The sequence below is a fragment of the Uliginosibacterium sp. 31-12 genome, from assembly GCF_030548425.1.
GTDB classification, from domain to species: domain Bacteria; phylum Pseudomonadota; class Gammaproteobacteria; order Burkholderiales; family Rhodocyclaceae; genus Uliginosibacterium; species Uliginosibacterium aquaticum.
Window position 1 is genome coordinate 274,315 of the sequence record NZ_JAUOOA010000004.1, and the last position, 24,177, is coordinate 298,491.

The following is a 24,177-nucleotide window of genomic DNA, read 5'->3' on the forward strand; positions in this document are numbered from 1 at the left end:
GCTTACTTCTTTTTCAGGCGTTGCTTGGCGGTCTTGGCCGCTTCGCTGTTGGGATAAGCCGCGACGAGCTTTTCGAGCGTGGCACGCGAAGTCTTGGCGGCGCCGGCCTGCTCTTCGGCATTGGCCTGACCCAGCATGGCATCCGGGGCCAGGGTGTCTTCCGGCCAGATGCTCACGAGCTTGGCGTAATACTCCTTGGCGCCTTCGAAATCGCGGGCCTGCAGCAGCGCCGCACCGGCCCAGAAATGGGCTCCGGGCTGGAAGCTGCTCTTGGGCCAGCTCTTGATGAACTGTTTGAAGGCGAAGATGGCGTCAACATGCTTGTTACTACGCAGCAGGTTGATGGCCGCTTCGTAATCGCGGGCCTCCTGGCCCTGATCGGCCGGCTTGGCTTCGGTGTTGGAGCTTGCCGTCTGATTGGTGGCCGTTGCCGCAGCGCTGCCTGATTGCCCTTCGAACTTGCGCAGGCGGGCGTCGAGGTCGACGTAGAAGTCCTTCTGGCGTTTCTGGGCCTGCTCGTTTTCATTGCTGAGCAGCTCCAGCTGGCCGCGCAGCTGAGCGACTTCCTGACGCATGCGTTCGAGCTGGCCGTTGAGTTCAACCTGGGCACGCGAGGTGGTGTCAGCGGAGGTTTCCACTTTCAGCAGGCGGTTGTCGAGATCCTGCTTGATCTGCTCAATGCGCCGCCGCGCTTCTTCATCGTCGAACAGGCCGGCATGGGCCGGCAGGGCGCTGGCAAGCAGCAGACACAGGGACAATTCACGCAGTTTCACGGCACTTCTCCGCAGATGAGGAAAGCGGGCCGCACAGGGCCCGCTTCTTGTTACAGCAACAACAGACGCAGCTTACTTGGCGCCGTAGACCAGATCGGCACGACGGTTTTCAGCCCAGGAGGCTTCGTCGTGGCCAGTGGCCTTGGGCTTTTCTTCGCCCAGCGACACGGCTTCCACGGCATCAGCCTTCACGCCCAGCAGCTTCAGGTTGCTGGCCACAGCTTCAGCACGCTTCTGGCCCAGAGCCAGGTTGTACTCGCGCGAGCCACGTTCGTCGGCGTTGCCCTGGATCAGCACCTTGGCGGCCGGGTTGGCCTTCAGGTACTTGGAGTGGGCTTCGATGATGGTCACGTAGTCGAGCGAGATGTCGTACTTGTCGTATTCGAAGTAGATCGAGCGCTTCTGCAGCAGGGGGATCTTGTCCAGTGCGCCGGCTTCCTTGAACGGATCGATCTTGGCCGGTGCCACCGGCTTGGTGCCGATATCGGACTTTGGTGCTGACTGAGCGGCGCTGCGATCTTCAACCGGAGCGGTCGGAGTGCTGGAGCAGGCGGCCAGCAGAGCGGCCAGGGCAGCGGTAATGATGAGTGACTTCTTCATGCGTTTCTCCTTGATCAAAAGGGGGTGTTGTTGTGGATGAGACAAACCAGCTTACTTCTCGAACGGACCCCAGGCCGGCTCGCGCACATCGCCAGCCCGGTTGTTGAGCCGGTAGCGGGTACGTCCGTCAATCGAGGTGACAGCCAGCACGCCACGCCCACCCACTTCCGTGGCATAGAGCAGGGTGCGGCCATCCGGGGCGAAACTCGGCGACTCGTCGCGCTGTGAATCGGTGAGGGCTTGTACTTGCTGGGTGGCCAGATCCTGCATGGTCACCTGAAAGCGGCCTTCGTTGCGCGATACATACACCAGGGTCTTGCCGTCCGGCGAAATCCGTGGGCTCACATTGTACGCTCCGTTGAAGCTCATGCGCTGCACGCCACTGCCATCAGCATTCACACGATAGATTTGCGGGCTGCCGCCACGATCCGAAGTGAAGTAGATCTGGTTGCCATCCGGCGACCAGTTGGCCTCGGTATCGATGCCGCTGGAGCTCATCAGGCGGCGCAGGCCGCTGCCATCGGCATTCAGGATGTAGATCTGGGACTGGCCGTCCTTGGTCAGGGTCAGAGCCAGGCGGCGACCATCCGGCGACCAGGCCGGAGCTGAGTTCGAACCGCGGTAGTTTGCGATCACCTTCACGGCGCCGGTTTCTAGGGTCAGTACCTTGACGATGGGCTTGCGCGAATGGAAATCAACGAAGGCCAGCTGGCGGCCGTCCGGCGACCACACCGGAGACATGATCGGCTCCTGCAGGGTGACCGGGCGGTGCTGGTTCTCGCCATCGAAATCCGCGATCACGAGGTCGTAGGTCTGACCGCGCTTCTCGACGTAGGCAATGCGGGTCGAGAAAATGCCGGGCTGGCCGATCAGCTTTTCATACACCTTGTTGGCGATGTGGTGGCCCAGCGGACGTGCCTGATTCGGATTGACGGATACTTTGAGCGCAAACAATTCGGTGTTGCGCGGTGCATCGAAGAGCGAGAAACGCACATCCACCAACCCACCTGCGCCAGGGCTCATGCTACCGACCAGTACGGCGTCGGCCCCACGCCCACGCCAGCCCGGCAGATCCGGGCGCAGACCTTCAGCGGTGGCGCCGGTGTCGATCATGCGAAACAGGCCGGAGAGCTCCAGATCCTTGCGTACGATGGCTGTTACGCCGCCGCCCTGCATCAGGCCCTCGCCTGCAAAGCTGGAGACGGCCACCGGGATGCGGTCAGCGCCAGCGCCGTAGATTTCGACGTTCAGCTGGGCGCTCGCCAGCGGGCTCAGCAGCAGGCCGGCGAGGGCGCTGCCCAGAACGATCAGTGTGCGGATCAGTTTCATCTTGGTCAGTTTTCCTTGCTTCATTGCATATCCCGCGTGGGATAGAAGGTGAATACGATTTCGCGCTGGAAGGCTTCGTTCTTTTCCGGCCGGGGCAGCGGCGAGGATTTCAGGATCGCCCGTCGCACGGCTTCTTCCAGATTGGCGTTGCCGCTGCTATTGGAGACCAGTTGTGGCTCGCCGAGGATTTCGCCGGAAGGCAGGAGCTGGATGCGGAATACCAGCTTGGGGTCCCCCGTGAGGCTCGGCGGGCGGATGAAGTTGGACTTCACTTTCTGACTGATGCGCGCCCCCCAGTCGGCCGAGATACGGCCCAGCGAGGCCGTGGTCGCTTCGGCATTGAGCATCTTGTCGAGCCGGTCAGAGTCCTGCGTCTTCTGGCTCTTGGCGGCCTGGATCTTCTCCAGTTCGCGATCCATCAGGCTTTTCTGCGGTGGTGGCTTGGGCGCGTCGGGCTTCTTCTCCGGAAGTGGCTTCAGCTCCGGTTTTTTTTCCGGCTTGGGCGGCTCGGGCTTGGGCTCTTCCTTCTTGACCGGCGGCTTCTTGTCTGGCTCCTTGAGCGCGATATCCGGCTTGGCGATGGGTTTGGGGGGCGGCTCGGGCGGCTTGATCTCGACTGGCTTGGGCGGCTGGGGCCTGACTACTTCCGGCTCCGGCTGTGCAACTGGCGGCGCGGCGCGCACCAGCTCCACACTGACCGGCTCCGGTGGGCGCCGCTGCCACTGCACGCCCCAGAAGAGCGCAGCGACCAGCAGCGCGTGCATCGTCACGCTGAAAGCGGCCGAGCTCCACTTGCCGGGTTGCTGCGGGGGGCGCTGGAGAGAGTGTTCCACTGTCCGAAAGGCTTCCGTGCTCACTTGCCGGCCGGCTGCACGAGCAGGCCGACCTTGTTGATGTTGTTGCGCTGGAGCAGATCCATGAGCTTCATCACGGCCTCGTAGCGCACGCTCTTGTCTGCGGCGATCACCACGGCGCGGTCCGGGTTCGTTGCCTGGATAGTGCGCAGTTTTTCCAGCAGTTCATCCTCTGAAACGGACGAGAAGCGCGATTGGGTCTCCTTGTCCTCGAAATCGATCTTGTCCATGCCTTTTACGGTGAGCGTGACCGGATCGGTCTTGACCTGGCTGGTCTTGGCCACGCTGGGCAGATCAACTGTGCCGGTGGGCAACATCGGGGCAGTGACCATGAAGATCACCAGCAGCACCAGCATCACGTCGATATACGGCACGACGTTGATCTGGTTCATCAGGCGGCGTTGGCGCATGGCTTATCTCAACTGGCGCTGCAGAATGTTGGAGAACTCTTCGATGAAGCTCTCGAAGCGGATCGACAGGCGATCCACGTCATGAATGTAGCGGTTGTAGGCCACCACGGCCGGAATGGCAGCGAACAGGCCGATGGCAGTCGCCACCAGGGCTTCGGCGATGCCCGGAGCGACCTGGGCGAGGGTGGCGGAAGCGACGTTACCCAGGCCACGGAAGGAGTTCATGATCCCCCACACGGTGCCGAACAGGCCCACATAAGGACTCACCGAACCGACCGAGGCCAGGAAAGCGAGATGCGCTTCGAGATCGTCGATTTCGCGCTGGTAGGTGGCCCGCATGGCGCGGCGCGCGCCATTGATGATATCGGCCGGTTCCAGGCCCTTCTGACCATGCAGCTTGGAAAACTCGCGGAAGCCAGCCTCGAAGATGCGCCCCAGCGAACCTGCGGTTTCGCGGTTCTGCGAAACCTGACGATGGAGTTGGACGAGGTCGGAGCCGCTCCAGAACTGCTGCTCGAAATCACTGGTGGCATTGCGTCCAGCGCTGATCGCGAGTCCCTTGCGGAAGATCCAGTACCAGGACATGAAGGACACGCCGGCCAGCATGGCCATGACGCATTTGACGACCAGGCTGGCCTGGACGATCAGACTGAGAATGGACATATCTCCGGTATGGATCATGCTTCGCTTTCGAAGAGGGTACGCAGGAAATCAGGGATGCGGGTGGCGCGCCAGCGCTCGACATCGAGACAAGCAATGGTCACATGAGCCTTGAACAGGCAGGTGTCACCGCGCAGGACGTGTTGTTCGAACTTCAGGGAAGCGGCACCGATGTCGTAGATCGTGGACATGACCTGCAATTCGTCGTCGAGTTCCGCACTGCGCAAATAATCTGCTTCCACGCGCCGGACCACGAAGACGATGCCCAGATCGCCACGCAGGCTGTGCTGATTGATGCCCAGTGCGCGCAGGCACTCGGTGCGGGCACGCTCGCAGAAGCGTAGGTAGTTTGCGTAGTAGACAACGCCGCCAGCGTCAGTATCTTCATAGTATACGCGGACGGGCCAGACGGACTGACGGGGGCTGCTGGTATTGTGAATCGGAGCCATCCTGCTATTGTACCGCCCCGGACCGCCGGGCCGGGACGGGCGGATCGCCCAAAACTGGCCGCCGGGCTGTGAAATGCCACGCCAGTCCGGCACAATGCCGGATTAAATTTGCAGTCGTATAACTGATGGAGGAGTTTTTCCATGGCTCTGACCGAAGCAGCACTGCTGAAAATGCCCGAGTCGGATTACATGAGCGCGGCGCAGCTGGGATTCTTCCGCGAACGCCTGATCGCCATGCGCGACGAGTTGCAGCAGAAGGTCGACGAAACCGTTGAACACATGCGCGAGCAGGAAACCGTTGCCGATCCCGCAGACCGCGCTACGGTTGAAGAGGAGCACGCGCTCGAGTTGCGTACCCGCGATCGCGAACGCAAACTGCTCAAGAAGATTGAGCAGGCGCTGGCACGGATTGCCGACGAGTCTTATGGTTATTGTGAAGAGACGGGAGAACCGATTGGCTTGGCGCGCTTGCTGGCACGGCCGACGGCTACTCTCTCGGTAGAAGCGCAGGCGCGTCGCGAACGCCTGCAGAAGATGTACGCAGACTGAGCGCTGCGTGCAGCGGCCACCCTCACGGGAACGGCCGCTGTTGCGTTTTTGCGTGCAGCCTAGCCTGATGAAGGTGTTTCGCCGTGGCAGACTCCGTCTGCCGGCTGCACCGGGTGCAAGACAAGATGGTGTTGACCTCTCTTTTCGGCAAGAAGCCCTCCGGCGGTGGCAAGTCCGCGGATGACTCGCGGCCTGGTAAAACTGACCGTGGCGATGTCACGACCTCGCTCGAATTCACCCATGTCGGTGATATCGGGCGCTCGCTTGCGGCCGCAGCCGGCAAGATCCAGGTACTGGAAGTTTCGGTTGAGGATGTTGCGGCGATTGAGGAAGCGGCTGTCCTGTATGCCAATGCCAATGACTCCGGTGCCAAGGAGGTGCTGGAAGAGGCCCTGGATGGCGCCAGCAAGAGTTCTGATCGCCTCTGGCGGATGCTCTTCGATCTCTATCGTCTGATGGGCGATCGCCCGTCCTTTGAAGCACGTGGCGTAGTGTTCGCCGAGTTATTCGAAAAATCTCCACCGATCTGGGACGAAGCCACGCCCGTGGCCGCTGCTCCGGCCGCGCCCAAGGATGCGGCGCCGGCGGTGAATCTTTCCGGCAATCTCTCTGGCAACGCCCGCCCGCAGTTCGAGCAACTGGTGCGAATCGGCGCCAAGATGGGCAAGCTGCGTATTGACCTGTCACGTTTGCGCGGTGTCGATGAAGCCGGCGCGACGCTGCTCAGCGACACGCTGGACGCGTTGCGGCGGGCCAAGGTCAAGGTTGCACTGCTTGGCGCACGTCAGGCCTTCAGCTTGCTGGAGCCGCAACTCAAGGTGGGCGAGCCGCAGGGCCGGGTGTTCTGGCTGTGTGCGCTGGCCATGCTGCAGCAGCTGGGCGAGCAGGCTCCTTTTGAAGATATGGCCGTGAATTTCGCCATCACCTTCGAGGAGTCTCCCCCTTCCTGGGATCCGCCCGAGATCCTGCAGTCCAGCCCCACGGATACCGGTGGCATCGCGCCCAAGGCTGAAGAAGGCCCGTTGCTGAAGGATGGTTTCGTGATGGACGGTGTGGTGGCCGGCGGCCAGCCCGAGGTGTTGCGCAAGCTTGCGGTATACGGCTCTGAGCGAAATGCCATCGAGATTGATGCCAGCAAGCTCAAGCGTCTCGAATTCGTCAGTGCCGGTGCGTTGTTCAATCAGCTCGCCACGTTCCAGACTCAGGGCAAGCTCAATGTGATCCATCATCCCAACGAGATGGTGGCGGCCTTGATGCGGGTGATGGGCATCGATCAGGTTGCCCAGATCGAACACAAAAAGTTCTAGAGCCACGCATCAGGCTAAGCGCGGGCCGATCTCCGGCCTCCGCTCCTCGGCCAGATCTCGACCCGCTCGCGACGCCTGCTGCATGACTCAGCCACTTGTCGGCTGAGTTCGGGCGCAGAATGTGGCGGTCTCTTCTCCCTTCTCCGTCATGATCGAGCGCATCGTCGCCATCCTCTTCCCGGTCTTCGTGATCCCGGCCATCGGCTATCTGGTGGCGCGCCACAAGAAGCCGGACATGGCCCAGACCAATCGCCTGATTGCCGATGTATTTGTGCCGGCGCTGGTATTCGGCGCACTGGCTGATCGCAGCTTCCATATTGCCGAGTTTCGCTGGCTGGCGCTGGCGATGCTGCTGGTGACCATTGCTTGCGGCGCTCTGGGCTTCGCGCTGGCGCGTGGCCTGGGCGTGAGTCATCGGGTGCTGGTGCCGCCGATGATGTTCTCGAACTCGGTGAATCTTGGCGTGCCGGTGGCGGTGCTGGCTTTCGGTGACCAGGCTTTGCAGCCGGCCATCGTGCTGTTCCTGATTTCCAGCCTGCTGCATTACTCCTACGGCCTGTGGCTGCTGGACCACCAGGCACGCATTTCGCAGATGTGGCGAGTGCCGTCGCTGCTGGCCATGATCGCCGGGCTGGTGGTGTCACTGGCGGGCATTCAGGTGTGGCAGCCGGCGGTGGTGGCGCTGCGCATGCTGGGCGACATCTGTATCCCGCTGATGCTGTTCTCGCTGGGTGTGCGCATGACCGACATTTCCTTCAAGGACTGGAGCGTCGGCGCGATTTCCGGGCTACTGCGGCCGGCGGCAGGGATGCTGTTTTCCTGGGGGGTGGCGGATCTGCTGGGTCTGCAGGGCTTCGAGAAAGGTTTGTTGGTGATCTACGGCGCCCTGCCGCCGGCGGTGATGAATTACATCTTCGCCGAGCGCTATGACGCCGAGCCGGACCGGGTGGCGTCCATCGTTCTGCTGGGCAATCTGCTGAGCATTGCGGTACTGCCGGTGGCGCTGTATTTCGCTTTGCGCTAGACCGGCTGCTGCGCTTCGAGTGCAGCCCGCAGATCGAGTGGTGTTCGTAGGAGCAGCCTCTGGCCGCTCCTACGAAAATCTTCAGCTGCGCCAGCGGTCCAGCGAACGCCGGTCGCGCTTGGTCGGGCGGCCGTGGATTTCGAGCGAGGGTTCGACGCGCAGATGGCGCGCCTCCGCGACCTTCTGCCGCGCAGCTTCACTGGCTTCTGTTTCGCGATAGAGCTTGCGTGCTTCGGGCGCCGGACCACGCTTTTCGGAGAGACCTTCGATGATCAGCTCCCAGTGCATGTCGCCGATCGTGAGTTCGATGCGGTCGCCAAGCTTCACGTCCTTGGCCGGTTTCACGCGCATTCCGTTCACTTGCACCTTGCCGCCATCGACGGCGTCGGTCGCCAACGAGCGGGTCTTGAAGAAGCGCGCGGCCCATAGCCACTTGTCGGCCCGGACTGCCGAAAGCTCAGCCATGCTTCACTCGATCCAGAAGAAGGGATTGAAGGCCACTTCCCACAGGTGGCCGTCGGGGTCAGCGAAGTAGCCGGAATGGCCGCCCCAGAACACGTCTTGTGCGGGCTTCACGATGCGTCCGCCGGCCGCTTCGGCTTCATTCAGAACTTGAGCGACGGCTTCTTTCGTGCGCACGTTGTGGGCCAGGGTGATGCCGCGAAAACCGCTGCCGGTTGCGTCGCAGCCCACATCTTCGGCCAGCGCCTCGCGGGCGTAGAGCGAGAGCCACATTCCGTGCAGCTGAAAGAAGGCAACGCTGTCCCGACTCTCGGGGCGCAGCGGGAAGCCCAGCGCCAGATAGAAGGCACGGGCACGGGCGAGATCATTTACGCCCAGGGTGACGAGCGAGAGGCGCGCCTCCATTACACGTCGTAATCCGGGATGACGGCCGTTTCATCTGCCGCCGCTTCTTTCCATTCCTGCATGTGCGGATGGGCCAGCATGGTTTGCAGATAATCCTGCGCTGCGCCGTGGAGGCGTACGCCATAGCTGTCGAAGCGGAAGCACACTGGAGCGAACATCATGTCAGCGATCGAATAACTGCCGAACAGGAAGCGGCCGTGGCTGCCATGCTGGGCGCGGCTCTCGTTCCAGATCTGTTCGATGCGGCGGATGTCGGCGGCGAGCTCAGGACTATGGCTGGCGAGTGGTGCTGCGCGCCTGAGGTTCATCGGCATCTGGTTGCGCAGGGCCTGGAAGCCGCTGTGCATTTCGGCCGACACCGAGCGGGCGATAGCGCGTGCAGCGCCATCCAGCGGCCACAGCGGCGGACTTTCTTCGGCCAGATACTCGGCAATTGCCAGCGAGTCCCAGACGGCAATGCCGCTGTCGATCAGACAGGGGACCTTGCCTGACGGGCTCCAGCGCAGGATCTGGCTGTGCGTCTCGGGCTGGCGCAGCAGAATGCTGATTTCCTCGAAGGTGTGTCCGCTGGCCTTGAGCATTAGCCAGGCGCGTAGCGACCAGGAGGAGTAAGTCTTGTTGGCAATGATCAGTTTCATGGCATGACTTTCATGTGACCCATGATTATGGCATGCCCGAAGGGGCAGGTTTCAAGTGTCTTCGGATGTTCCCGGTTCCTCTGGGCTCAAGGCTCAAGGCTCAAGGCTCAAGGCTCAAGGCTCAAGGCTCAAGGCTCATCGCTCGACAGCGCCAGTTCCGGGCCACCAGAGGCCGGGACGCGCCCGAGACGGCTGCTCAGCGACGCTGGCCGGCGCTCCAGCAAGGTGGCATAGAGCTCGGCATTGGCCATCACCTTCTTCACGTAATCGCGGGTTTCGGTGAAGGGAATGGTTTCGGCATAGACCGCGCCTTCGAGCGGCCGCGTATCGCGCCACTTGCGGGCACGGCCGGGGCCGGCGTTGTAGGCCGCCGAAGCCAGCACCGGGTGATTGCTGAGCGAATCAAGCACATGGCGCAGATAGGCGCTGCCGAGCTTTACATTGGTGTCGATGCGGGTCAGCCAGCCCGGTTCGTAGTCTTTCCAGCCCTGCTTGCCGGCGATCCACTTACCGGTGGCAGGCATCACCTGCATCAGGCCCTGGGCGCCGACCCCGGAGCGTGCCACCGGCTGGAAGCGGCTTTCCTGCCGCACCAGACCGAACACCCAGGCTAGATCCAGCTGCTGCGTCTGCGCTTCACGCGAGAAAACGTCGTAGTAGGGGGCGAGATAGCGCAGCCCGAAATCGTGTTCATTGCGGGTGCGCTCGGCGGTATTGATGGCGCGGTCATACAGGCCGAGGCGGCGGGCATGCTCGGCAGCGGCAAGCAGGTAACGGTCGTCCGCACCACGGATGCCCCAGTTCCATTCGCGCATGCCTTCGGTGCGCATTTCGAGTCGGTAAAGCGCTTCGGCGCGGCGGAAGTCTCCACTCTGCTGGACGCGGCCGAGCTCCTGGGCCGTGATCGGTGCGCTGGCGCTGGGCCATTGGTAACTGCGGCCGAGGGCTTCGGTGGACAGGATTCCGTAGAAGCTCGCTGCATCGGCATTACGCAGGAAGTATTGCTGGGCCTCTTGCGGCCGGTTCTGGGCCTGCAGGGCACGGCCGTACCAGTAGCTCCAGTCGGCCGCATCGCGTTGCTCGCCCGGCATGGCTTCGATGGCCTGGCGCACGCCGGCCCAGTTGCCGCTGCGCAGATTGGCACGCACGCGCCAGGCGCGTTGCTCCGGCACCATGCTGGTGGCCTGGGCCTGTGCGAACCAGGCACTGGCCTCGGGCAGGTGGCTCTGGGCGGCCAGCCAGGCAAGCTGGCCCCAAGCATAGGCGCGTTCTTCGTCGCGGAAGCCCTTGTCAGCCAGGTCCTGCCAGATCGACGCAGCCTCGCGCACATTGCTGCGCGCCTGGCGCGCGATGGCGGCCAGAACCAGTTCGCGACCGGCACGGCCTTGTGGATTGCGCGCAGCGGGTGAGGCCAGGAAGCGGGCCGGGCTGTCGAGGGCCAGAGCGAGGCTGCTGCCGGCTGGCTGCTGGCTTTCCGGCAGGAGATTGAGGACATTCCGGGCAGTAGGGAAACGCTTGCCTTCGACTAGGCGGCGGAAGCGTTGCCACACCTCCTCGTTGCCCAGGCGACCCAGCAGCACGAGTTCCTGCAGGGGCTGAATGCAGCTGTCTGGTACATCCAGCAGGCTCAGCCATTGGGCTTCAAGGGCGGTCCGCGCCGCGTCGGCGGCTGGCCCGCCGGACTGGATCGCGTAGCACTGCGCGGCCTGATCGGGCTGCATCAGCAGGCCGTACTCGGCATCCATCTCGCTCCAGCGCTTTTCGAAGCCGAGGCGGCGCACCCATTCATTGCGCAGCTTTTCGGCCAGCCAGCTGCCGCTGTTGCTGCGCAGGAAGGCGCTGACGGCGCCTGCTGGCACCGCTTCGGTGAGGCGGGAAATCCGGTTGCTGAGCAGCCAGTACTGCACATAGGGCTCCAGCGTGTGGCTGGAGGGCTGGTCAGCGAGCTTGCTGAGGGCTGCGGCATCGCCCCGTGTGGCGGCATCCCGTGCGGCCAGGATGCGTGCGTCGCCCGTTTCGGCCGAAGAGGCTCCACTCAAGCCGCTCAATACCAGCCAGGCCACGCACAATCTGTACTTCATCACGTAACATCCCCTGCAGCCGGATCGCATGCTGCGACCCTTAACCAACTTAGAAAGCCGCATGTTACGTGAGTTCCGCCGCCCTTGACCGCCGCGCCCTGCGCGAAGCCCTGATAGCCGAGCGCGAAACACAAGCGCCGATGTTGCGCCTGCAGCTGACCCACGCCTTGCTCCCGCCGCTAGGGGACTTGCTGGATCGCCTTGAGCCGAGCGTGCTGGGTTTCTGCTGGCCTTATCGTGGCGAGCCCGATTTGCGTGAATTCCTCAGCCTCTGGCGCGCCCAGGGGCGTGGTCGTGAGCTGGCCCTGCCGGTGGTGCATGAGCAGGCGGCGAGTATGGCCTTCCATGCCTGGCGCCCCGGCGTGCCAATGGCGCCAGATCGCTTCGGCATTCCCGCCCCGCAAGGCACGGCCGTCCTGCATCCGGATGTGCTGATCGTGCCAGTAAATGGCTTCGATGCACGCGGCTATCGCATTGGTTACGGCGGCGGTTTCTTCGACCGCACCCTCGCCGCGCTGCAGCCGAAGCCGGTCACTGTCGGCGTGGGTTTTGAAATCGCCCGCCTTGAAGACGTGCAGCCGGAGCCGCACGACGTGCCGTTGGACTGGATCCTGACCGAGGATGGCGTCGTCGTCAGCCCTGATTAGCCCGAACCGACTGCCAGGCCAGCCCGAAGCGCGCCAGATACTTGCGCAGTCGGTCGGCATCGTTGGCGACCTTCTTCTCCTGGCGCGACACCGCAAAGATGCGCCGCCCAGCCTCCGACAGGCTGCTCGCAGCACGACAGGCCTTGATGACGGCGTCGAGCTGGCAGCGGTCGAACAGGTCCAGCGTGTCGGCCCCATCGCCCAGCACCTCGGCGACCACATCTTGCGCCGCACTGCCTGACCAACCCGCGCGCAACCGTGCCACCTCGTCCTGCACATTCTGCTCGGTGATGCGCCCCGCTTCGGCCAGCGTCGCCATGCGCGTGATCGATGCCGACAGCTCGCGGAAGTTGCCACTCCAGCGCGCATCGGGCGAACTGGCGAAGTCCAGATAGCGGCGGCGCGCCTCGACGTTGAAGCGCGCCTGCAGGTTGTGCTCGCGCGCGAAGCGTTCCAGCTCGAAGTCCAGATTCGGTTCGATGTCTTCAGGCCGCCGTGCCAGCCCCGGCAAGTCGAATGTCCACAGGTTGATGCGCGCGAACAGGTCTTCGCGGAAGCGCCCTTCGGTCACCCACTGACGCAGGTCGCGATGTGTGCCGGCGATGAGCTGGAAGTCGCTCTCGACTTCGCGGTCAGCGCCGAAGGGGAAGAAGCGCTTCTCCTCGATGGCCTTCAGCAGCATGGCCTGTTCGTCCAGCCCCAGCTCGCCGATCTCGTCGAGAAACAGCAGCCCGCCATCGGCCGCACGCAGCAGGCCCGGCCGCTCGGTCTGCGCGCCGGTGAAGGCGCCCTTCACATGGCCGAAGAGTGTGGACATCGCCGAGTCGCCACGCAGCGTCGCGCAGTTCACCTCCACAAAGCGCCCGACCAGGCGCTGCTTCTGATGCTTTAGTTCATACACCCGTCGCGCCAGGAATGACTTGCCCGCCCCGGTTGGCCCCACCATCAACATTGGCGCCTTTGAACGCCCGGCCACCTTCTCGATCTGCTCGATCATCTGGTTGAAAGCCGCGTTGCGCGTCGCGATGCCCGACTTCAGAAAGCTCACCGTGTCGTCATGCTCGCGCGCAAAGCGCTGCGCAATCTTGTTGTAGCGCGACAGGTCGAGGTCGATCAGCGCATAGCTGCCAATCGTGTCCGCCACCTCCTTCTTGCGTGGCGGCGAGGTCTGCAGCAGCCGCGCCGGCAGGTAACGCGCCTCGGCCAGCAGAAACCAGCAGATCTGCGCCACGTGCGTGCCCGTGGTGATGTGGATCAGGTAGTCCTCGGCCTCTACGTCAAAGGCATAGCCCCGTGCGAAGTCGTGCAGCGCTGTGTAGACCTCTTCGAAATCCCAGGGGTCGCGCAGCGCCGTGAGCACGCTCACCACCTCGGTCTCGGGCGACACGGCGGCGATGTCGCCTTTCACGCGATCGAACAGGCTCTGGCTGCGCACGTCGTGCAACAGCTCCAGTCGATGCACCACCAGATCTTCCTGCTGGCACAGGCCCACCGTCGGCCGCCACTTCTCCCAGCGCTGGGAACCCTTGCCGCCGTAGTCGAGCTGAGTGCCAAGGAATCCGATGACGACATTTTTCTTCATGGCTATCTAAAAAGATAAGAAGCGATATTTAAGTCTATCAACGCAGGGCATTGATCGGCGAGCAGGATTTGTCGCAAGAACAAAAATATCAATTAAAACAATACTCTGTAAGCCCGGTAGCACTTGGCGCATGCACTGGCACGCAACTCGCAATACAGAGTGCATTGCAGCCTGAAGCAACAGCCCACGAGCAGGGGATCAAAGCCCCGCTGGTGCCGGAGAGCCGGATTCCGATCTGTCGTTCGCCGGTATGCCGCCGCAGACGACTGCGATGAACGGGTGATCTCGTTGGGAGCTGGCCGGGTTCGATTCCCGGGTCACCCCCAAATTGGATAGCTCAATTGGGTAGAGCAATCGGCTCATAACCGATGGGTCGCGGGTTCGAATCCCGCTCCAGCCTTAACAAGGCAGTGTTGGAAATGCAGTACCCGTCGGTCGCGGAATGCGTGAGCACCCGCCACCGGCCCGGATCGGCCTCCCGCCCACACAGGTGGCAGGGCGTCCGGTGAGAGGCAGACGTCTGGAGTGGTGCGGGCCTTTTGACCCTTACCGCAACCCGGACTGAAGCCTCCACCGCCCGCCTCCCCGTCCGTGTCGAAGGGCAGGCCCTCCGGGCCGGTGAAGACCGGCACAAACTGAAATCAAAAGGGGAATGAAAATGTTGAAGCGCTTTGTGATCAAGAAGAACGAACGTGGTGTGTTGCTCAGGGACGGCGATTACCAACGCATCCTGAATGCCGGTCGTCACTACTTCTTCGACCCGCTTGGCAGCCTCGCGGTGCAAACCTGGAAGCTCGACACCCCCATGAACGATGTGGCGTTGGTCGACTACCTTGTGCAGAACGACCCCGATACCGCCGCCGAGTGTTTCGAATCCATGGAGCTGGGTGAAGACGAAGCCGGGTTGCGATACGAGAACGAATTTCTGGTTGAGGTTCTGGCGCCAGGTTCGCGTCGTGTGTATTGGAAAGGCTTGCTGGCGCAGCGTTTGGAGAAGCTTCGGCTAAGCGAGGGCTATGGTTTGCCGGCCGTGCTGACTGCGCGCCTTGTGCAGCCCAATCTGCGCGGCCGTGCCATCAGCGGCTTGAACGGCGTGTTGCTGGCGCAGGTGCCGGCGTATCACCTCGGCGTGTTGCGTGTCGACGGCAAGATCGAACGTCTGCTCAAGCCGGGTGCGGAAGCCTTCTGGCGCTTCAACCGCGAGGTGCAGGTCGAGCTGGTCGATACGCGGCTGCAGAGCATGGAAGTGAGCGGACAGGACATCCTGACGCGCGACAAGGTGAGCTTGCGTCTCAACCTTGCCGCGACCTGGCGCTACACCGATGTGCTGCTCTCGTTCGAGAAGCTGGCCAAGCCCGTAGATCACCTCTACCGCGAATTGCAGTTCGGTTTGCGTGCTGCAGTAGGTACGCGGACGCTTGATGAGCTGCTTGAAAACAAACAGGTGATCGACGAGGTGGTGAGTACTTACGTGGCGCGCAAGCTCGATGGTTTTGGCATCGAGGTCGGCAGTATCGGTGTGAAGGATATCGTCCTGCCCGGCGAGATGAAGACCATCCTCGCCAAGGTCGTAGAAGCCGAAAAGGCCGCCGAGTCGAACGTGATTCGTCGTCGCGAAGAAACCGCCGCGACCCGCTCGCTGCTCAACACGGCAAAGGTGATGGAAGACAACCCTACCGCCCTGCGTCTCAAGGAGCTGGAAACCCTTGAGCGCGTGGCCGAAAGGATCGACCGCATCTCCGTGTTCGGTGGGCTGGATCAGGTTCTGAACGGATTGGTCAGCATCAAGGGCGCATGAGCCTCTCATCCTCCCTCGCATGAGCGGGGGAGGATGAGAGGCCAGAGAAGCCCATCGCCATGATCGGGTTTGAAAATGAAAAGCGGAAAACAACGCAAGGCAGAAATCAAGGCGGCTCGCCTGCAACGCGTAGCCCGATTTAAGGCCAGTGTGTCTTGCACGCCCAAGATCAAGCCCAAGCGCTTGCCTGCAGGCGTGGTGGTGTGCGATGCAAACCAGCTTGCGCCCAGCAATAGCTATGGGATACCCGCCTTCGTGTTTCGCGGCTACTACGTTGATACCGCTTTCCGCTGCAAGGATTGCGATGCCGAAGGCATCTGGACAGCCGCGCGGCAGAAGTGGTGGTACGAAGTCGCCAAGGGCAATGTGGAAACGCGCGCAGTACGATGCAAGTCCTGCCGCGCCATCGAGCGGGCTCGCAAGGCGCAGGCTCGCGAAGTTCATCACGCAGGTCTGCTGGCAAAGCAGGCTGCCGCTGTGAAGTAAAGGAAAGTGAAATGGAATACCAGCTTCTCGAAGTCGAAAACGGCAAGCCCATCAAGATGTGGACGCAAGGCGTGCCCGTCGAAGACGAAGCGCGTCAGCAGCTCATGAACACGGCGAAGATGCCCTTCATCTACAAGCACATGGCCGTGATGCCCGACGTGCACCTCGGTAAGGGCTCGACCATCGGCAGCGTGATCCCCACCCTGGGCGCCATCATCCCGGCCGCTGTCGGTGTGGATATCGGCTGCGGCATGATGGCCGCGCGCACCACGCTCGTCGCCAGCGACCTGCCCGACAGCCTCGCCGGCCTGCGCAGCGCCATCGAACGCGCCGTGCCACATGGTCGCAGCAACACACGTGCTGGTCGCGACAAGGGCGCCTGGGATACACCGCCCGCGACTGTCGACAGCATGTGGGGCGAACTGGTTGAAGGCTTCGGGCGCATCTGCGAAAAGCACCCGCGCCTGAAGAAGACGAACAACCACAAGCACCTCGGAACGCTGGGAACGGGTAACCACTTCATCGAAGTCTGCCTCGACGAGGTCGACCGCGTGTGGTTCATGCTGCACTCCGGCTCTCGTGGAGTGGGTAACGCCATCGGCACGCACTTCATCGAGCTTGCGCAGAAAGACATGCAACAGCACATCGCCAACCTGCCGGACAAGGATCTGGCCTACTTCGAAGAAGGCAGCCAGCACTTCGACGACTACGTCGAGGCCGTCGGTTGGGCGCAGGACTTCGCCCGCCGCAACCGCGCCGTGATGATGCAGAACGTCATCGCTGCGGCTCGCAGCGTGATCGCCAAACCCTTCGACGCCGACGTGGAAGCAGTGAACTGCCACCACAACTATGTGCAGAAGGAAACACACTTCGGCGCCGAGGTTCTCGTCACCCGTAAGGGCGCCGTGTCGGCCCAGAAAGGCCAGCTCGGCATCATCCCCGGCTCGATGGGGGCGAAGAGCTTCATCGTGCGCGGGCTAGGTAACGAAGAAGCCTTCTGCTCATGCAGCCACGGTGCGGGTCGCACCATGAGCCGCAACGAAGCGAAGCGCCGCTTCACGGTTGCCGACCAGGTGGCTGCGACCGCTCACGTTGAATGCCGCAAGGACGCCGAAGTGATTGATGAAATCCCGATGGCGTACAAGGATATTGATGCGGTGATGGAGGCGCAGCGTGAGCTGGTGGAGGTGGTGCATACGCTGCGGCAGGTTGTTTGTGTGAAGGGGTGAGTTACAACTGCCCATGCACTCTCATCGCTTTGTCTATTCCCAACCAATCCTTTGACTAGCCATGAACAACGATCGCAAATCCGTCTTGAAGCAGAGGTTCTACAACGATGTCGAAGAAATATCGAAGGACTTGATAGCGGCTTACAGCTTGAGGTTCAAGCAGGAAGTGCCAGAACTGAGTCAAGCGACCATGCGTTGGCTGGACTTCAGGTTTCGCTACGTAGATCCAATGCCTCGGCCGGTTGTTCTCTCGGATAGGTTTCCGAAGTCGGGTCTTCCACGCGCGACGAGAGATGCTCTCAAGCAGTTTGTACAACGAGTTGAAAGCGGTGGCGATTTGAACCCTTACCAAGGAAAGGGGTTGAGCCTGCACAACGACTTCAGCGGAGACAAGAAGGGGAGGCGCACCGACTTGCTATGGGCGGAATGGGGTATCCATCACTTCCACCTCAGCACCGATCCTTTGCCACATGATGAGTACTTCTCACCACGTGCTGACTATCTAGCCTTTTGCTTGGTCGGAGGAAACGTACTTGCGGTGATTGATGTATTGCCACATGGAACAACGAGCGACTTTGCAAACCCCGAGTTGATCAGGACGGTGGCAAGGAACTGGCCGGACGTCATGAGTCCGTTCGAGCTGAAAGGCATGATGCCCACAGATAGGACTTGGACACAGAATGAGATACATCAGCTAAGGGCTGCTGGACTAATCATCCCAATCTCACTCCACAACTCGATGTACATGGGCCCAGGTGGAGGCCTGACATCTGCGGCTACCTCACTCAAGGTAGGTAAGGCATGCGACTACCTGTTCGACTGCTTAGAGGTCCTCGCGGAGGAGGTTGCCGATAACAACGGACTGTTTCGAACGCCAGAGATTATGGCTCTCGATGTCGAGCCTGATTTTTGTTTGGCCATAACGCCAGCCGGCTTATGTGTCTACGAGAGCCATGTCGATCTGGCGTTCAAGTTACCACTGCCCGAACATGACAAAAAGGAAACTGTTTTTCAGACAATTCACAACCTCGTTCTACCGCCTTGGGCATGCCAAAATTTAATGAAGCGTGCGGGGCTAACAAGCAAATAGCAAGTAGCCCGGATGCAGCGCAGAGGAATCCGGGACAGGCGGACGATCAATAACAACAACCCCGGATTCCGGCCTACGGCCTGCATCCGGGCTACATCGGCGGTCCGTGAGCGCCAGAACAACGAGCAATTGAAATGAACACAAAACCCGCGCTGCTGAGCGCCCATCCCATCGACGACAGCATCCGCGCACGCGTCATGCAGGCCCTCGACCAGAGCGAGGCCGAGCATGAGGTGAAGGTGTTATTCGCCTGTGAGTCCGGCAGTCGCGGCTGGGGCTTTGCCTCGCCCGATAGCGACTACGACGTGCGCTTCGTCTACGTGCATCGCCTGCCCTGGTACCTGACGGTGGAGCCGCAGCGCGACGTGATCGAGTTGCCGATCAGCGACGAGCTGGATCGCTTCCTGATGGATGTGGTGATGGCGCAGGAAGCATCACGATGACGAATGTGCTGTTCCTCTGCAGCCAGAATAAGCTGCGTAGCCCGACGGCCGAGCAGGTATTTGCGGAGTATCCGGGCATCGGGTGTTCGTCGGCGGGGCTCAACCACGACGCCGAGAACCCGCTGACACCGGAGTTGCTGGAATGGGCCGAGCTGATCTTCGTGATGGAGAAGGCGCAGCGCAGCAAGCTGCAGGCGCGCTTTGGCGAGCATCTGCACGACAAGCGCGTGGTGTGCCTCAACATCCCGGACAACTACCGCTTCATGGAGCCGGCGTTGGTTGCGCTGCTGGAGAAGAAGGTGGCGCCGCATTTGCCGGCGTGATGCGACGGCGGCCGTCATTTCCGCGAAGGCTGGAGTCCAGCGACGTGAAGTTCGCGGGACCCAGACACTGGGTTCCCGCTTGCGCTGGAACGACGAAAATTATTTAAGGCGTGTGCCTGAAAAGGCCACGACATGAACATGATTGAACTCGATGGCTCGCAAGGCGAAGGCGGCGGGCAGATTCTGCGCACGGCGCTCACGCTTTCGATGATCACCGGCACGCCGTTTCGCATCGAACGCATTCGCGCGAAGCGCAGCAAGCCGGGGCTGTTGCGGCAGCATTTGACGGCCGTGAAGGCTGCGGCCGAGATCTGCGGTGCCCAGGTGGAAGGCGCCGAGGCTGGTTCGCTGAGCCTCAGCTTCGTGCCGGGCAGGATTCGCGGCGGCGACTACCGTTATGCCATCGGCACGGCAGGTAGTTGCACGCTGGTGCTGCAGACGGTATTGCCGGCGCTGTGGTTCGCCGATGCGCCGAGCACGGTGACGCTGAGCGGTGGCACGCATAATTCCGCCGCGCCGCCGGCGGACTTCCTGCAGCGCGCCTGGTTGCCGCTGATGCTGCGGATGGGCGTGCAGATGGAGCTGGAACTGCTGCGGCACGGTTTCTACCCGGCGGGGGGCGGTGAGCTGCAGGCGCGCGTGCAGCCGCTCAAGGCATTGCAATCCTTGCATCTGCCGGAGCGCGGCGAACTGCTCCAGGCGCGCGCCACGGCGATTGTGGCGGGTGTGCCTGGCGATGTAGCGAAACGTGAGCTGGATACGCTGAACGAGGCGCTGGCCGGCGCGCTGGGTGAGGTGGCAGGCGAGATTCGAGGCCTGTCCTCACGCGAAGGGCCGGGTAATGCTCTGCTGCTTGAGTTGCAGTATGCAGGCGCCACCGAATTGTTCACGGCCTTTGGTGAGAAGGGGCTACCCGCGCAGACCGTGGCCTGCCGGCTGGCGCAGGAGGTAGTGGCCTTTCACCGCAGCAATTCGGCCGTGGGCGAGCATCTGGCCGATCAGTTGCTGCTGCCGATTGCACTGGCGGGGGCGGGATCGTTCTGCACCAGCACGCTCTCTTCGCACCTGCAGACGAACATTGAAGTCATCCAGAAATTCCTGCCGGTGGAATTCTCGATTGCAGCAGAAGCGAGTGCACATAGAATTGCGCTCTCTTGATCCTGACCGGGAATGGCTGTGAGCACTGAAAAAACGCCCTTCGAAGAATTCGGTGGCGAGGCCACCGTGCGCCGCCTGGTGGATCGTTTCTACGATCTGATGGACGCGTTGCCCGAGGCTTACGTGATCCGCAAGATCCATCAGGACGATCTCGCCAGTGCGCGCCAGAAGCTCTTTGAGTACTTCTGCGGCTGGCTCGGCGGGCCTGCGCTGTATGAGGCAAAGTATGGCCATCCGCGGATGCGCGCGCGGCACATGCCTTTTGCCATCGGCGAGGCTGAGCGCGATGCCTGGCTGCTGTGCATGGCGCAGGCCTTTGATGAGGTGCTGCCGCCTGGCGAGCCGCGCGATGCGTTCTGGCAAAGGGTGGTGGGGCTGGCTGACTGGATGCGTAATCGGGAAGGCTGAATGGCTTCCTGAATGATGGACATGTGTAAACGCGGCTGGCGGCTGTGGCCTCGTGCGGGGGATAATCCCGTCCTGTTCATCGCATTTCCCCGGAAGTAAGCCCCATGTCTGCTCCCCGCGCCGTCGTCCTGCTCTCCGGCGGACTCGATTCCGCCACCTGCCTCGCCATTGCTCGTGCCGAGGGTTTTGAAACCTACGCCCTGTCGGTGGCTTATGGTCAGCGCCATGCCGCCGAGCTGGCCGCCGCTGAGCGTGTGGCCGCCGCGCTGGGCGCTAAAGAACATCGTGTGGGACATGTGGATCTGGGGCAGTTCGGCGGTTCGGCGTTGACCGATGCGAGCATCGAAGTGCCGACCTCGGGCGTGGAAGCCGGCGGTATCCCGGTGACTTACGTGCCGGCGCGCAATACCGTGATGCTCTCGCTGGCCCTGGGTTGGGCCGAGGTGCTGAAGGCTAATGCGATCTTCGTGGGCGTGAATGCGGTGGATTACTCCGGTTATCCGGATTGCCGCCCCGAATTCATTGCCGCTTTCGAGAAGATGGCCAACCTGGCCACCAAGACTGGCGTGGAAGGCCTCAAGCTTTCCATCCACGCGCCGCTGATCTCGCTCTCCAAGGCCCAGATCGTGCAGCGCGGTAGCGCGCTGGGCGTGGATTACGGCATGACTGTGTCCTGCTACAAGGCGGACGACGAAGGTCGTGCCTGTGGCCAGTGTGATGCCTGCCGCCTGCGCCGGGCTGGCTTTGAGGCTGCCGGGCTCGTTGATCCGACGCGCTACGCCTGAGCCGTTGCCCGCAAGGGCTGAGTTTCACAGACGAGGCAGGCCTGGCGCCGGAAGCCGGGGCACAGGCGGCAGCGGCAGGCTGTTGCGGTTGCGCTCGTTGTCCTGGGAGCGCTGACGGGTGGTTTCGTGTTCGCGCCGGTAGCGGTCGGAGTAGGGGGAGCAGTAAGGGTCGAAGCGCGGGTCACAGCAGTAGCGCCGACCGAAATCGTCCACGCAGCAGCCGAAGGCGTCGCAATGCTCCAGCGGGCGTGGCGCCTCGCGCCGTTCGCCAGGTTCGGTCGCGCAGGCAGCCAGAAGCAGGGCCAGGAGGCCTGATTGCCAGCCTTTCATGCTGCGATTTTCCCGTCCAGGTAGAACCAGCGACCGTCTTCGCGCACAAAGCGGCTGAGCTCTTCCAGACGTTCGGCGCGGCCACCTACGCGGCAGCGGGCGATGAAGTGCACCGTGCCGTGATCGGCATCCTGCAGCGCGGTGCTCACGATCTTCAGGCCGATCCATTTCGCCAGCGGCGGGGTGCTCAGATCCAGTTCGGTGGGCCGGCTGCCGGGATGCCAGCTCGCAATCAGATAGTCACCGAGGCCGAGCGCGAAAGCGCTGTAACGCGAGCGCATCAGCGCTTCTGGCGTGGGCGCAGCCTGCCCACCGTGATAGCGGCCACAACAGTGCTCATAGCTTGCGGGCAGGCCGCAGGGGCAGGGTAGCCCGGCTTTCATTCCACCGCCTGGATGGCAGTGACGAAGTACTGGGTTTCACCGAAGCAGGTGGTCGGCAAGCCGATATGCTGCTCGTAGGTCAGTGCGACGCGTTTGCCGACCAGCTTGTTGATCTGCTCGGCAATCGCATCATCTCGTACCGAGAACTGGAAGATTTCCGCAGGCTGGCCCGGCAGGTTGACCAGCGCCAGATCGCCTTCCCAGGTCTTGCAGACCCAGCCCTTGCGCGAAAGCTTCTGCACGTAGCCAGCCCGTTCGCCATCGGAGTAGTTGTAGCTCAGGGCGATCCAGGTATAGAGCGTCACGAGAAGGATCAGGCCGCCGAGGATCAGGGCGAGGATTAGCAGGGCTGCGCCACGTTGGTGTGAGGAGGGCATGAGCGAGAGTCCAGTGCGTTCGAGAGATCGAGTTTAGCGACTTAAAGCAGGAACTGTGCGCAAGGAAACAGTCGCCAGCTCAGTCGCCCGGAAACATCAGCGCCAGGCAGACGAGCAGCACGCAAAGCAGCAGCATGAAGCCGAAGGCTGCGCCAAGATGGGTGCCGCCTGCACGCGTGATCTCGGCCTCGATCTGCTCCGGGGGCCCGCCTGCGGCCTCGATCGCGGCGATGCGGCTTTGTGCGAAGTGGCGATAGAGGGTGTTGCCATACAAGCCGAACATGACCGAAGTACCGATGTTCATGGCGTAGCTGAGGCTGTCCGGTAGTCCGATGACCAGTTCCAGCAGGGTTTCCAGGCCGATGATGGCGATGAAAATGGCGCAGTAGGCGTACATCTTGCGGTAGGCCAGCCAGGACAGGCCGAGCACGAAGGCAGCCCAATTCCAGCTAGTGGCTTGGCGCTTGAGCGCGGCGGCAGCCCATTTGTCGCGATAGATGGGGTATTTGGTGCCCACGAAGTTGGCCAGACGCTGTTCCTGCAGATCAAGCTGTTCGATGACGGGCACATGCAGCAATTCTGCAGTGGGCGGCTGATAGGGATTGACCGGCTGATTCATGACGGATCCGGCAGATTGCTGAGAATCACGGGATTATGACATTAGTATTGCTTTCGGCATGTGTCGGTTTCAGTGCCTACCCTTGGCACAGGCGCTGAAGTGAGAGGCTTCCAGAATGGCCAGCGGCTCACTGGGGGCGTCTGGCCCTTGTTCCTCCTGCACGGCCAGATCGGCCGCATGGAGCAGGTTGCGTGTGAGCACCCAGCGGTAGTGGCTGATCACCGGGTTGGCGTCGAGCAGGTAGTAGCCTTCGGCGCGCTGGCTGGCCGGTGCGCCGATGCTGGCCAGGCCCGGCAGCAGGCCGGCGGCGGCAGCCCATTCGCGGGCGAGGCCGACGCCATCGTTGGCGGTGGCGGCAAGCCAGATGCGCGGGTCCTGCCGATTGCTGGCATAGATCTTGGGGCTGGGGTTGAAGGCCCAGGTCTCGCTGACCAGGGTACGCGTGTCGTGGTGCTTGGTGACGTGCACAGCGAGTGCCCCGCCGAGTGAAAAGCCGCTGGCAATCACGCGCAGACCCGCGTACTCCGGGCGGCTGGCGAGGCGCTTGAAATAGGCGCGGGCCAGCGTGTACTGGCGGGTGTCAAACCCGAAATTGGTGTTCTGCCAGTCCGCGTCGTCATTCGAGCCGGCGAAGGCAATCACCAGCTCCTTGGGCCTGCCGCCCGGAGCGTCCAGCACTTCGAAGGCCGCTGCCTCAAACCCCGAGCGGTCGCGGCGTGGGCGATCGATTTCGCGCAGGCGTTCGGGCCGGCTGAAGTAATGAGCGCGGCTTTCGGCATTGTCCTGTTGCAGGACCAGTGCCGCCGCCACGGCGTACAGATAGCCGCGCTGCGCAACCTTCAGGTGCTGGTTGTCGAAAGGTTTGGCGGCCGGATCAAGAAAGCGGCCATTGCACCAGAAAAGGCTGGCGGCTGTGGCGGGCAGGTTGGTGAGGCAGAACAGTAAGGTGAGAAGGCGCAGCAGGAGCACGAGAGGCAG

30 protein-coding genes and 1 tRNA gene are annotated in these 24,177 nt (G+C 62.3%); 14 read left to right on the forward strand and 17 right to left on the reverse strand.

The window, feature by feature from the left end; genetic code table 11:
* Positions 1 to 2: 2 nt before the first annotated feature.
* The 7 genes from ybgF to ybgC form a co-directional block, all read right to left on the reverse strand.
* Positions 3 to 773, reverse strand: coding sequence for a tol-pal system protein YbgF (gene ybgF / locus Q3Y64_RS10225; protein ID WP_101940568.1), 771 nt, complete (start codon positions 771 to 773; stop codon positions 3 to 5).
* A gap of 72 nt (positions 774 to 845) precedes the next feature.
* Positions 846 to 1,373 carry a peptidoglycan-associated lipoprotein Pal gene (gene pal, locus Q3Y64_RS10230; protein WP_303561535.1) on the reverse strand — a complete coding sequence of 176 codons (528 nt, stop codon included), beginning with the start codon at positions 1,371 to 1,373 and terminating at the stop codon, positions 846 to 848.
* Positions 1,374 to 1,424: 51 nt separating this feature from the next.
* A complete protein-coding gene (gene tolB, locus Q3Y64_RS10235; protein WP_235943840.1) occupies positions 1,425 to 2,726 on the reverse strand; it encodes a Tol-Pal system beta propeller repeat protein TolB in 1,302 nt (433 codons plus the stop codon).
* Positions 2,723 to 3,535 (reverse strand): energy transducer TonB, encoded by an 813-nt coding sequence (locus Q3Y64_RS10240; RefSeq protein ID WP_303561538.1) that lies wholly within the window; start codon positions 3,533 to 3,535, stop codon positions 2,723 to 2,725. The genes tolB and Q3Y64_RS10240 overlap by 4 nt, the downstream gene beginning before the upstream one ends.
* A gap of 20 nt (positions 3,536 to 3,555) precedes the next feature.
* Positions 3,556 to 3,966, reverse strand: a complete 411-nt coding sequence (tolR, locus tag Q3Y64_RS10245) for a protein TolR (RefSeq protein WP_303561540.1) — start codon at positions 3,964 to 3,966, stop codon at positions 3,556 to 3,558.
* A gap of 3 nt (positions 3,967 to 3,969) precedes the next feature.
* On the reverse strand, positions 3,970 to 4,647 hold the full coding sequence (gene tolQ, locus Q3Y64_RS10250; RefSeq protein ID WP_101940572.1) for a protein TolQ: 678 nt from the start codon (positions 4,645 to 4,647) through the stop codon (positions 3,970 to 3,972).
* Positions 4,644 to 5,075: a tol-pal system-associated acyl-CoA thioesterase gene (gene ybgC, locus Q3Y64_RS10255; RefSeq protein WP_303561542.1), complete on the reverse strand. Its 432-nt coding sequence runs from the start codon at positions 5,073 to 5,075 to the stop codon at positions 4,644 to 4,646. Before ybgC ends, tolQ begins: the two co-directional genes overlap by 4 nt.
* Positions 5,076 to 5,216: 141 nt before the next feature.
* Between ybgC and dksA the strand changes: the two genes are divergently transcribed.
* The 3 genes from dksA to Q3Y64_RS10270 all read left to right on the forward strand — a co-directional run bounded on the left by dksA (position 5,217) and on the right by Q3Y64_RS10270 (position 7,955).
* A complete protein-coding gene (gene dksA / locus Q3Y64_RS10260) occupies positions 5,217 to 5,624 on the forward strand; it encodes an RNA polymerase-binding protein DksA (protein WP_101940574.1) in 408 nt (135 codons plus the stop codon).
* Positions 5,625 to 5,707: 83 nt separating this feature from the next.
* A complete protein-coding gene (locus Q3Y64_RS10265; RefSeq protein ID WP_303561544.1) occupies positions 5,708 to 6,931 on the forward strand; it encodes an STAS domain-containing protein in 1,224 nt (407 codons plus the stop codon).
* 121 nt (positions 6,932 to 7,052) lie between these two features.
* On the forward strand, positions 7,053 to 7,955 hold the full coding sequence (locus Q3Y64_RS10270; RefSeq protein WP_368506648.1) for an AEC family transporter: 903 nt from the start codon (positions 7,053 to 7,055) through the stop codon (positions 7,953 to 7,955).
* A gap of 81 nt (positions 7,956 to 8,036) precedes the next feature.
* On the opposite strand, the gene Q3Y64_RS10275 is transcribed toward Q3Y64_RS10270, so the two are convergent.
* From Q3Y64_RS10275 to Q3Y64_RS10290, 4 genes are all read right to left on the reverse strand, one after another.
* Positions 8,037 to 8,420, reverse strand: coding sequence for an RNA-binding S4 domain-containing protein (locus Q3Y64_RS10275; RefSeq protein ID WP_303561546.1), 384 nt, complete (start codon positions 8,418 to 8,420; stop codon positions 8,037 to 8,039).
* Positions 8,421 to 8,423: 3 nt separating this feature from the next.
* The gene (locus Q3Y64_RS10280) at positions 8,424 to 8,822 is read right to left on the reverse strand and encodes a VOC family protein (RefSeq protein WP_303561547.1); all 399 of its coding nucleotides are present in this window, start codon (positions 8,820 to 8,822) and stop codon (positions 8,424 to 8,426) included.
* Entirely contained in the window at positions 8,822 to 9,460 is a 639-nt protein-coding gene (locus tag Q3Y64_RS10285; RefSeq protein WP_101940579.1) for a glutathione S-transferase family protein, read from the reverse strand. The genes Q3Y64_RS10280 and Q3Y64_RS10285 overlap by 1 nt, the downstream gene beginning before the upstream one ends.
* Before the next feature lie 128 nt (positions 9,461 to 9,588).
* The gene (locus tag Q3Y64_RS10290) at positions 9,589 to 11,541 is read right to left on the reverse strand and encodes a lytic transglycosylase domain-containing protein (RefSeq protein WP_303561549.1); all 1,953 of its coding nucleotides are present in this window, start codon (positions 11,539 to 11,541) and stop codon (positions 9,589 to 9,591) included.
* 68 nt (positions 11,542 to 11,609) lie between these two features.
* Between Q3Y64_RS10290 and Q3Y64_RS10295 the strand changes: the two genes are divergently transcribed.
* Positions 11,610 to 12,188, forward strand: coding sequence for a 5-formyltetrahydrofolate cyclo-ligase (locus Q3Y64_RS10295; protein WP_303561550.1), 579 nt, complete (start codon positions 11,610 to 11,612; stop codon positions 12,186 to 12,188).
* Here the strand turns inward: Q3Y64_RS10295 and rtcR are convergent.
* Positions 12,175 to 13,770 carry an RNA repair transcriptional activator RtcR gene (gene rtcR / locus Q3Y64_RS10300; RefSeq protein ID WP_303561552.1) on the reverse strand — a complete coding sequence of 532 codons (1,596 nt, stop codon included), beginning with the start codon at positions 13,768 to 13,770 and terminating at the stop codon, positions 12,175 to 12,177. The two genes, Q3Y64_RS10295 and rtcR, sit on opposite strands and share 14 nt — an antisense overlap.
* 326 nt (positions 13,771 to 14,096) lie before the next feature.
* On the opposite strand from rtcR, the gene Q3Y64_RS10305 reads away from it, so the two are divergent.
* The 10 genes from Q3Y64_RS10305 to queC all read left to right on the forward strand — a co-directional run bounded on the left by Q3Y64_RS10305 (position 14,097) and on the right by queC (position 21,490).
* Positions 14,097 to 14,167, forward strand: a tRNA-Ile gene (locus tag Q3Y64_RS10305).
* A gap of 261 nt (positions 14,168 to 14,428) precedes the next feature.
* Positions 14,429 to 15,568, forward strand: a complete 1,140-nt coding sequence (locus tag Q3Y64_RS10310) for a slipin family protein (RefSeq protein WP_303561554.1) — start codon at positions 14,429 to 14,431, stop codon at positions 15,566 to 15,568.
* Between the two features lie 75 nt (positions 15,569 to 15,643).
* Positions 15,644 to 16,054 carry a zinc-ribbon domain containing protein gene (locus Q3Y64_RS10315; protein WP_101940583.1) on the forward strand — a complete coding sequence of 137 codons (411 nt, stop codon included), beginning with the start codon at positions 15,644 to 15,646 and terminating at the stop codon, positions 16,052 to 16,054.
* 11 nt (positions 16,055 to 16,065) lie between these two features.
* Complete coding sequence (locus Q3Y64_RS10320; protein WP_303561557.1) at positions 16,066 to 17,283, forward strand: RtcB family protein; 1,218 nt, start codon at positions 16,066 to 16,068, stop codon at positions 17,281 to 17,283.
* 61 nt (positions 17,284 to 17,344) lie between these two features.
* The gene (locus Q3Y64_RS10325) at positions 17,345 to 18,373 is read left to right on the forward strand and encodes a hypothetical protein (RefSeq protein WP_303561559.1); all 1,029 of its coding nucleotides are present in this window, start codon (positions 17,345 to 17,347) and stop codon (positions 18,371 to 18,373) included.
* Positions 18,374 to 18,507: 134 nt separating this feature from the next.
* Positions 18,508 to 18,816: a nucleotidyltransferase domain-containing protein gene (locus Q3Y64_RS10330; protein ID WP_303561561.1), complete on the forward strand. Its 309-nt coding sequence runs from the start codon at positions 18,508 to 18,510 to the stop codon at positions 18,814 to 18,816.
* Complete coding sequence (locus Q3Y64_RS10335; RefSeq protein WP_303561563.1) at positions 18,813 to 19,139, forward strand: low molecular weight protein tyrosine phosphatase family protein; 327 nt, start codon at positions 18,813 to 18,815, stop codon at positions 19,137 to 19,139. Before Q3Y64_RS10330 ends, Q3Y64_RS10335 begins: the two co-directional genes overlap by 4 nt.
* A 132-nt stretch (positions 19,140 to 19,271) precedes the next feature.
* Positions 19,272 to 20,297, forward strand: a complete 1,026-nt coding sequence (gene rtcA, locus Q3Y64_RS10340) for an RNA 3'-terminal phosphate cyclase (protein WP_303561565.1) — start codon at positions 19,272 to 19,274, stop codon at positions 20,295 to 20,297.
* An 18-nt stretch (positions 20,298 to 20,315) separates the two neighbouring features.
* Entirely contained in the window at positions 20,316 to 20,705 is a 390-nt protein-coding gene (locus Q3Y64_RS10345) for a group II truncated hemoglobin (RefSeq protein ID WP_216821617.1), read from the forward strand.
* 104 nt (positions 20,706 to 20,809) lie between these two features.
* The gene (gene queC / locus Q3Y64_RS10350) at positions 20,810 to 21,490 is read left to right on the forward strand and encodes a 7-cyano-7-deazaguanine synthase QueC (protein WP_303561567.1); all 681 of its coding nucleotides are present in this window, start codon (positions 20,810 to 20,812) and stop codon (positions 21,488 to 21,490) included.
* Between the two features lie 24 nt (positions 21,491 to 21,514).
* Here the strand turns inward: queC and Q3Y64_RS10355 are convergent, their stop codons facing one another.
* The 5 genes from Q3Y64_RS10355 to Q3Y64_RS10375 form a co-directional block, all read right to left on the reverse strand.
* A complete protein-coding gene (locus tag Q3Y64_RS10355) occupies positions 21,515 to 21,820 on the reverse strand; it encodes a hypothetical protein (RefSeq protein WP_303561568.1) in 306 nt (101 codons plus the stop codon).
* Positions 21,817 to 22,203 carry a YchJ family protein gene (locus Q3Y64_RS10360; RefSeq protein ID WP_303561569.1) on the reverse strand — a complete coding sequence of 129 codons (387 nt, stop codon included), beginning with the start codon at positions 22,201 to 22,203 and terminating at the stop codon, positions 21,817 to 21,819. The genes Q3Y64_RS10355 and Q3Y64_RS10360 overlap by 4 nt, the downstream gene beginning before the upstream one ends.
* Positions 22,200 to 22,580, reverse strand: coding sequence for a hypothetical protein (locus Q3Y64_RS10365; RefSeq protein WP_101940593.1), 381 nt, complete (start codon positions 22,578 to 22,580; stop codon positions 22,200 to 22,202). The genes Q3Y64_RS10360 and Q3Y64_RS10365 overlap by 4 nt, the downstream gene beginning before the upstream one ends.
* 79 nt (positions 22,581 to 22,659) lie before the next feature.
* A complete protein-coding gene (locus Q3Y64_RS10370; RefSeq protein WP_303561572.1) occupies positions 22,660 to 23,199 on the reverse strand; it encodes a DUF2628 domain-containing protein in 540 nt (179 codons plus the stop codon).
* Between the two features lie 69 nt (positions 23,200 to 23,268).
* Positions 23,269 to 24,168 (reverse strand): hypothetical protein, encoded by a 900-nt coding sequence (locus Q3Y64_RS10375; RefSeq protein ID WP_303561574.1) that lies wholly within the window; start codon positions 24,166 to 24,168, stop codon positions 23,269 to 23,271.
* Positions 24,169 to 24,177 lie beyond the last annotated feature (9 nt).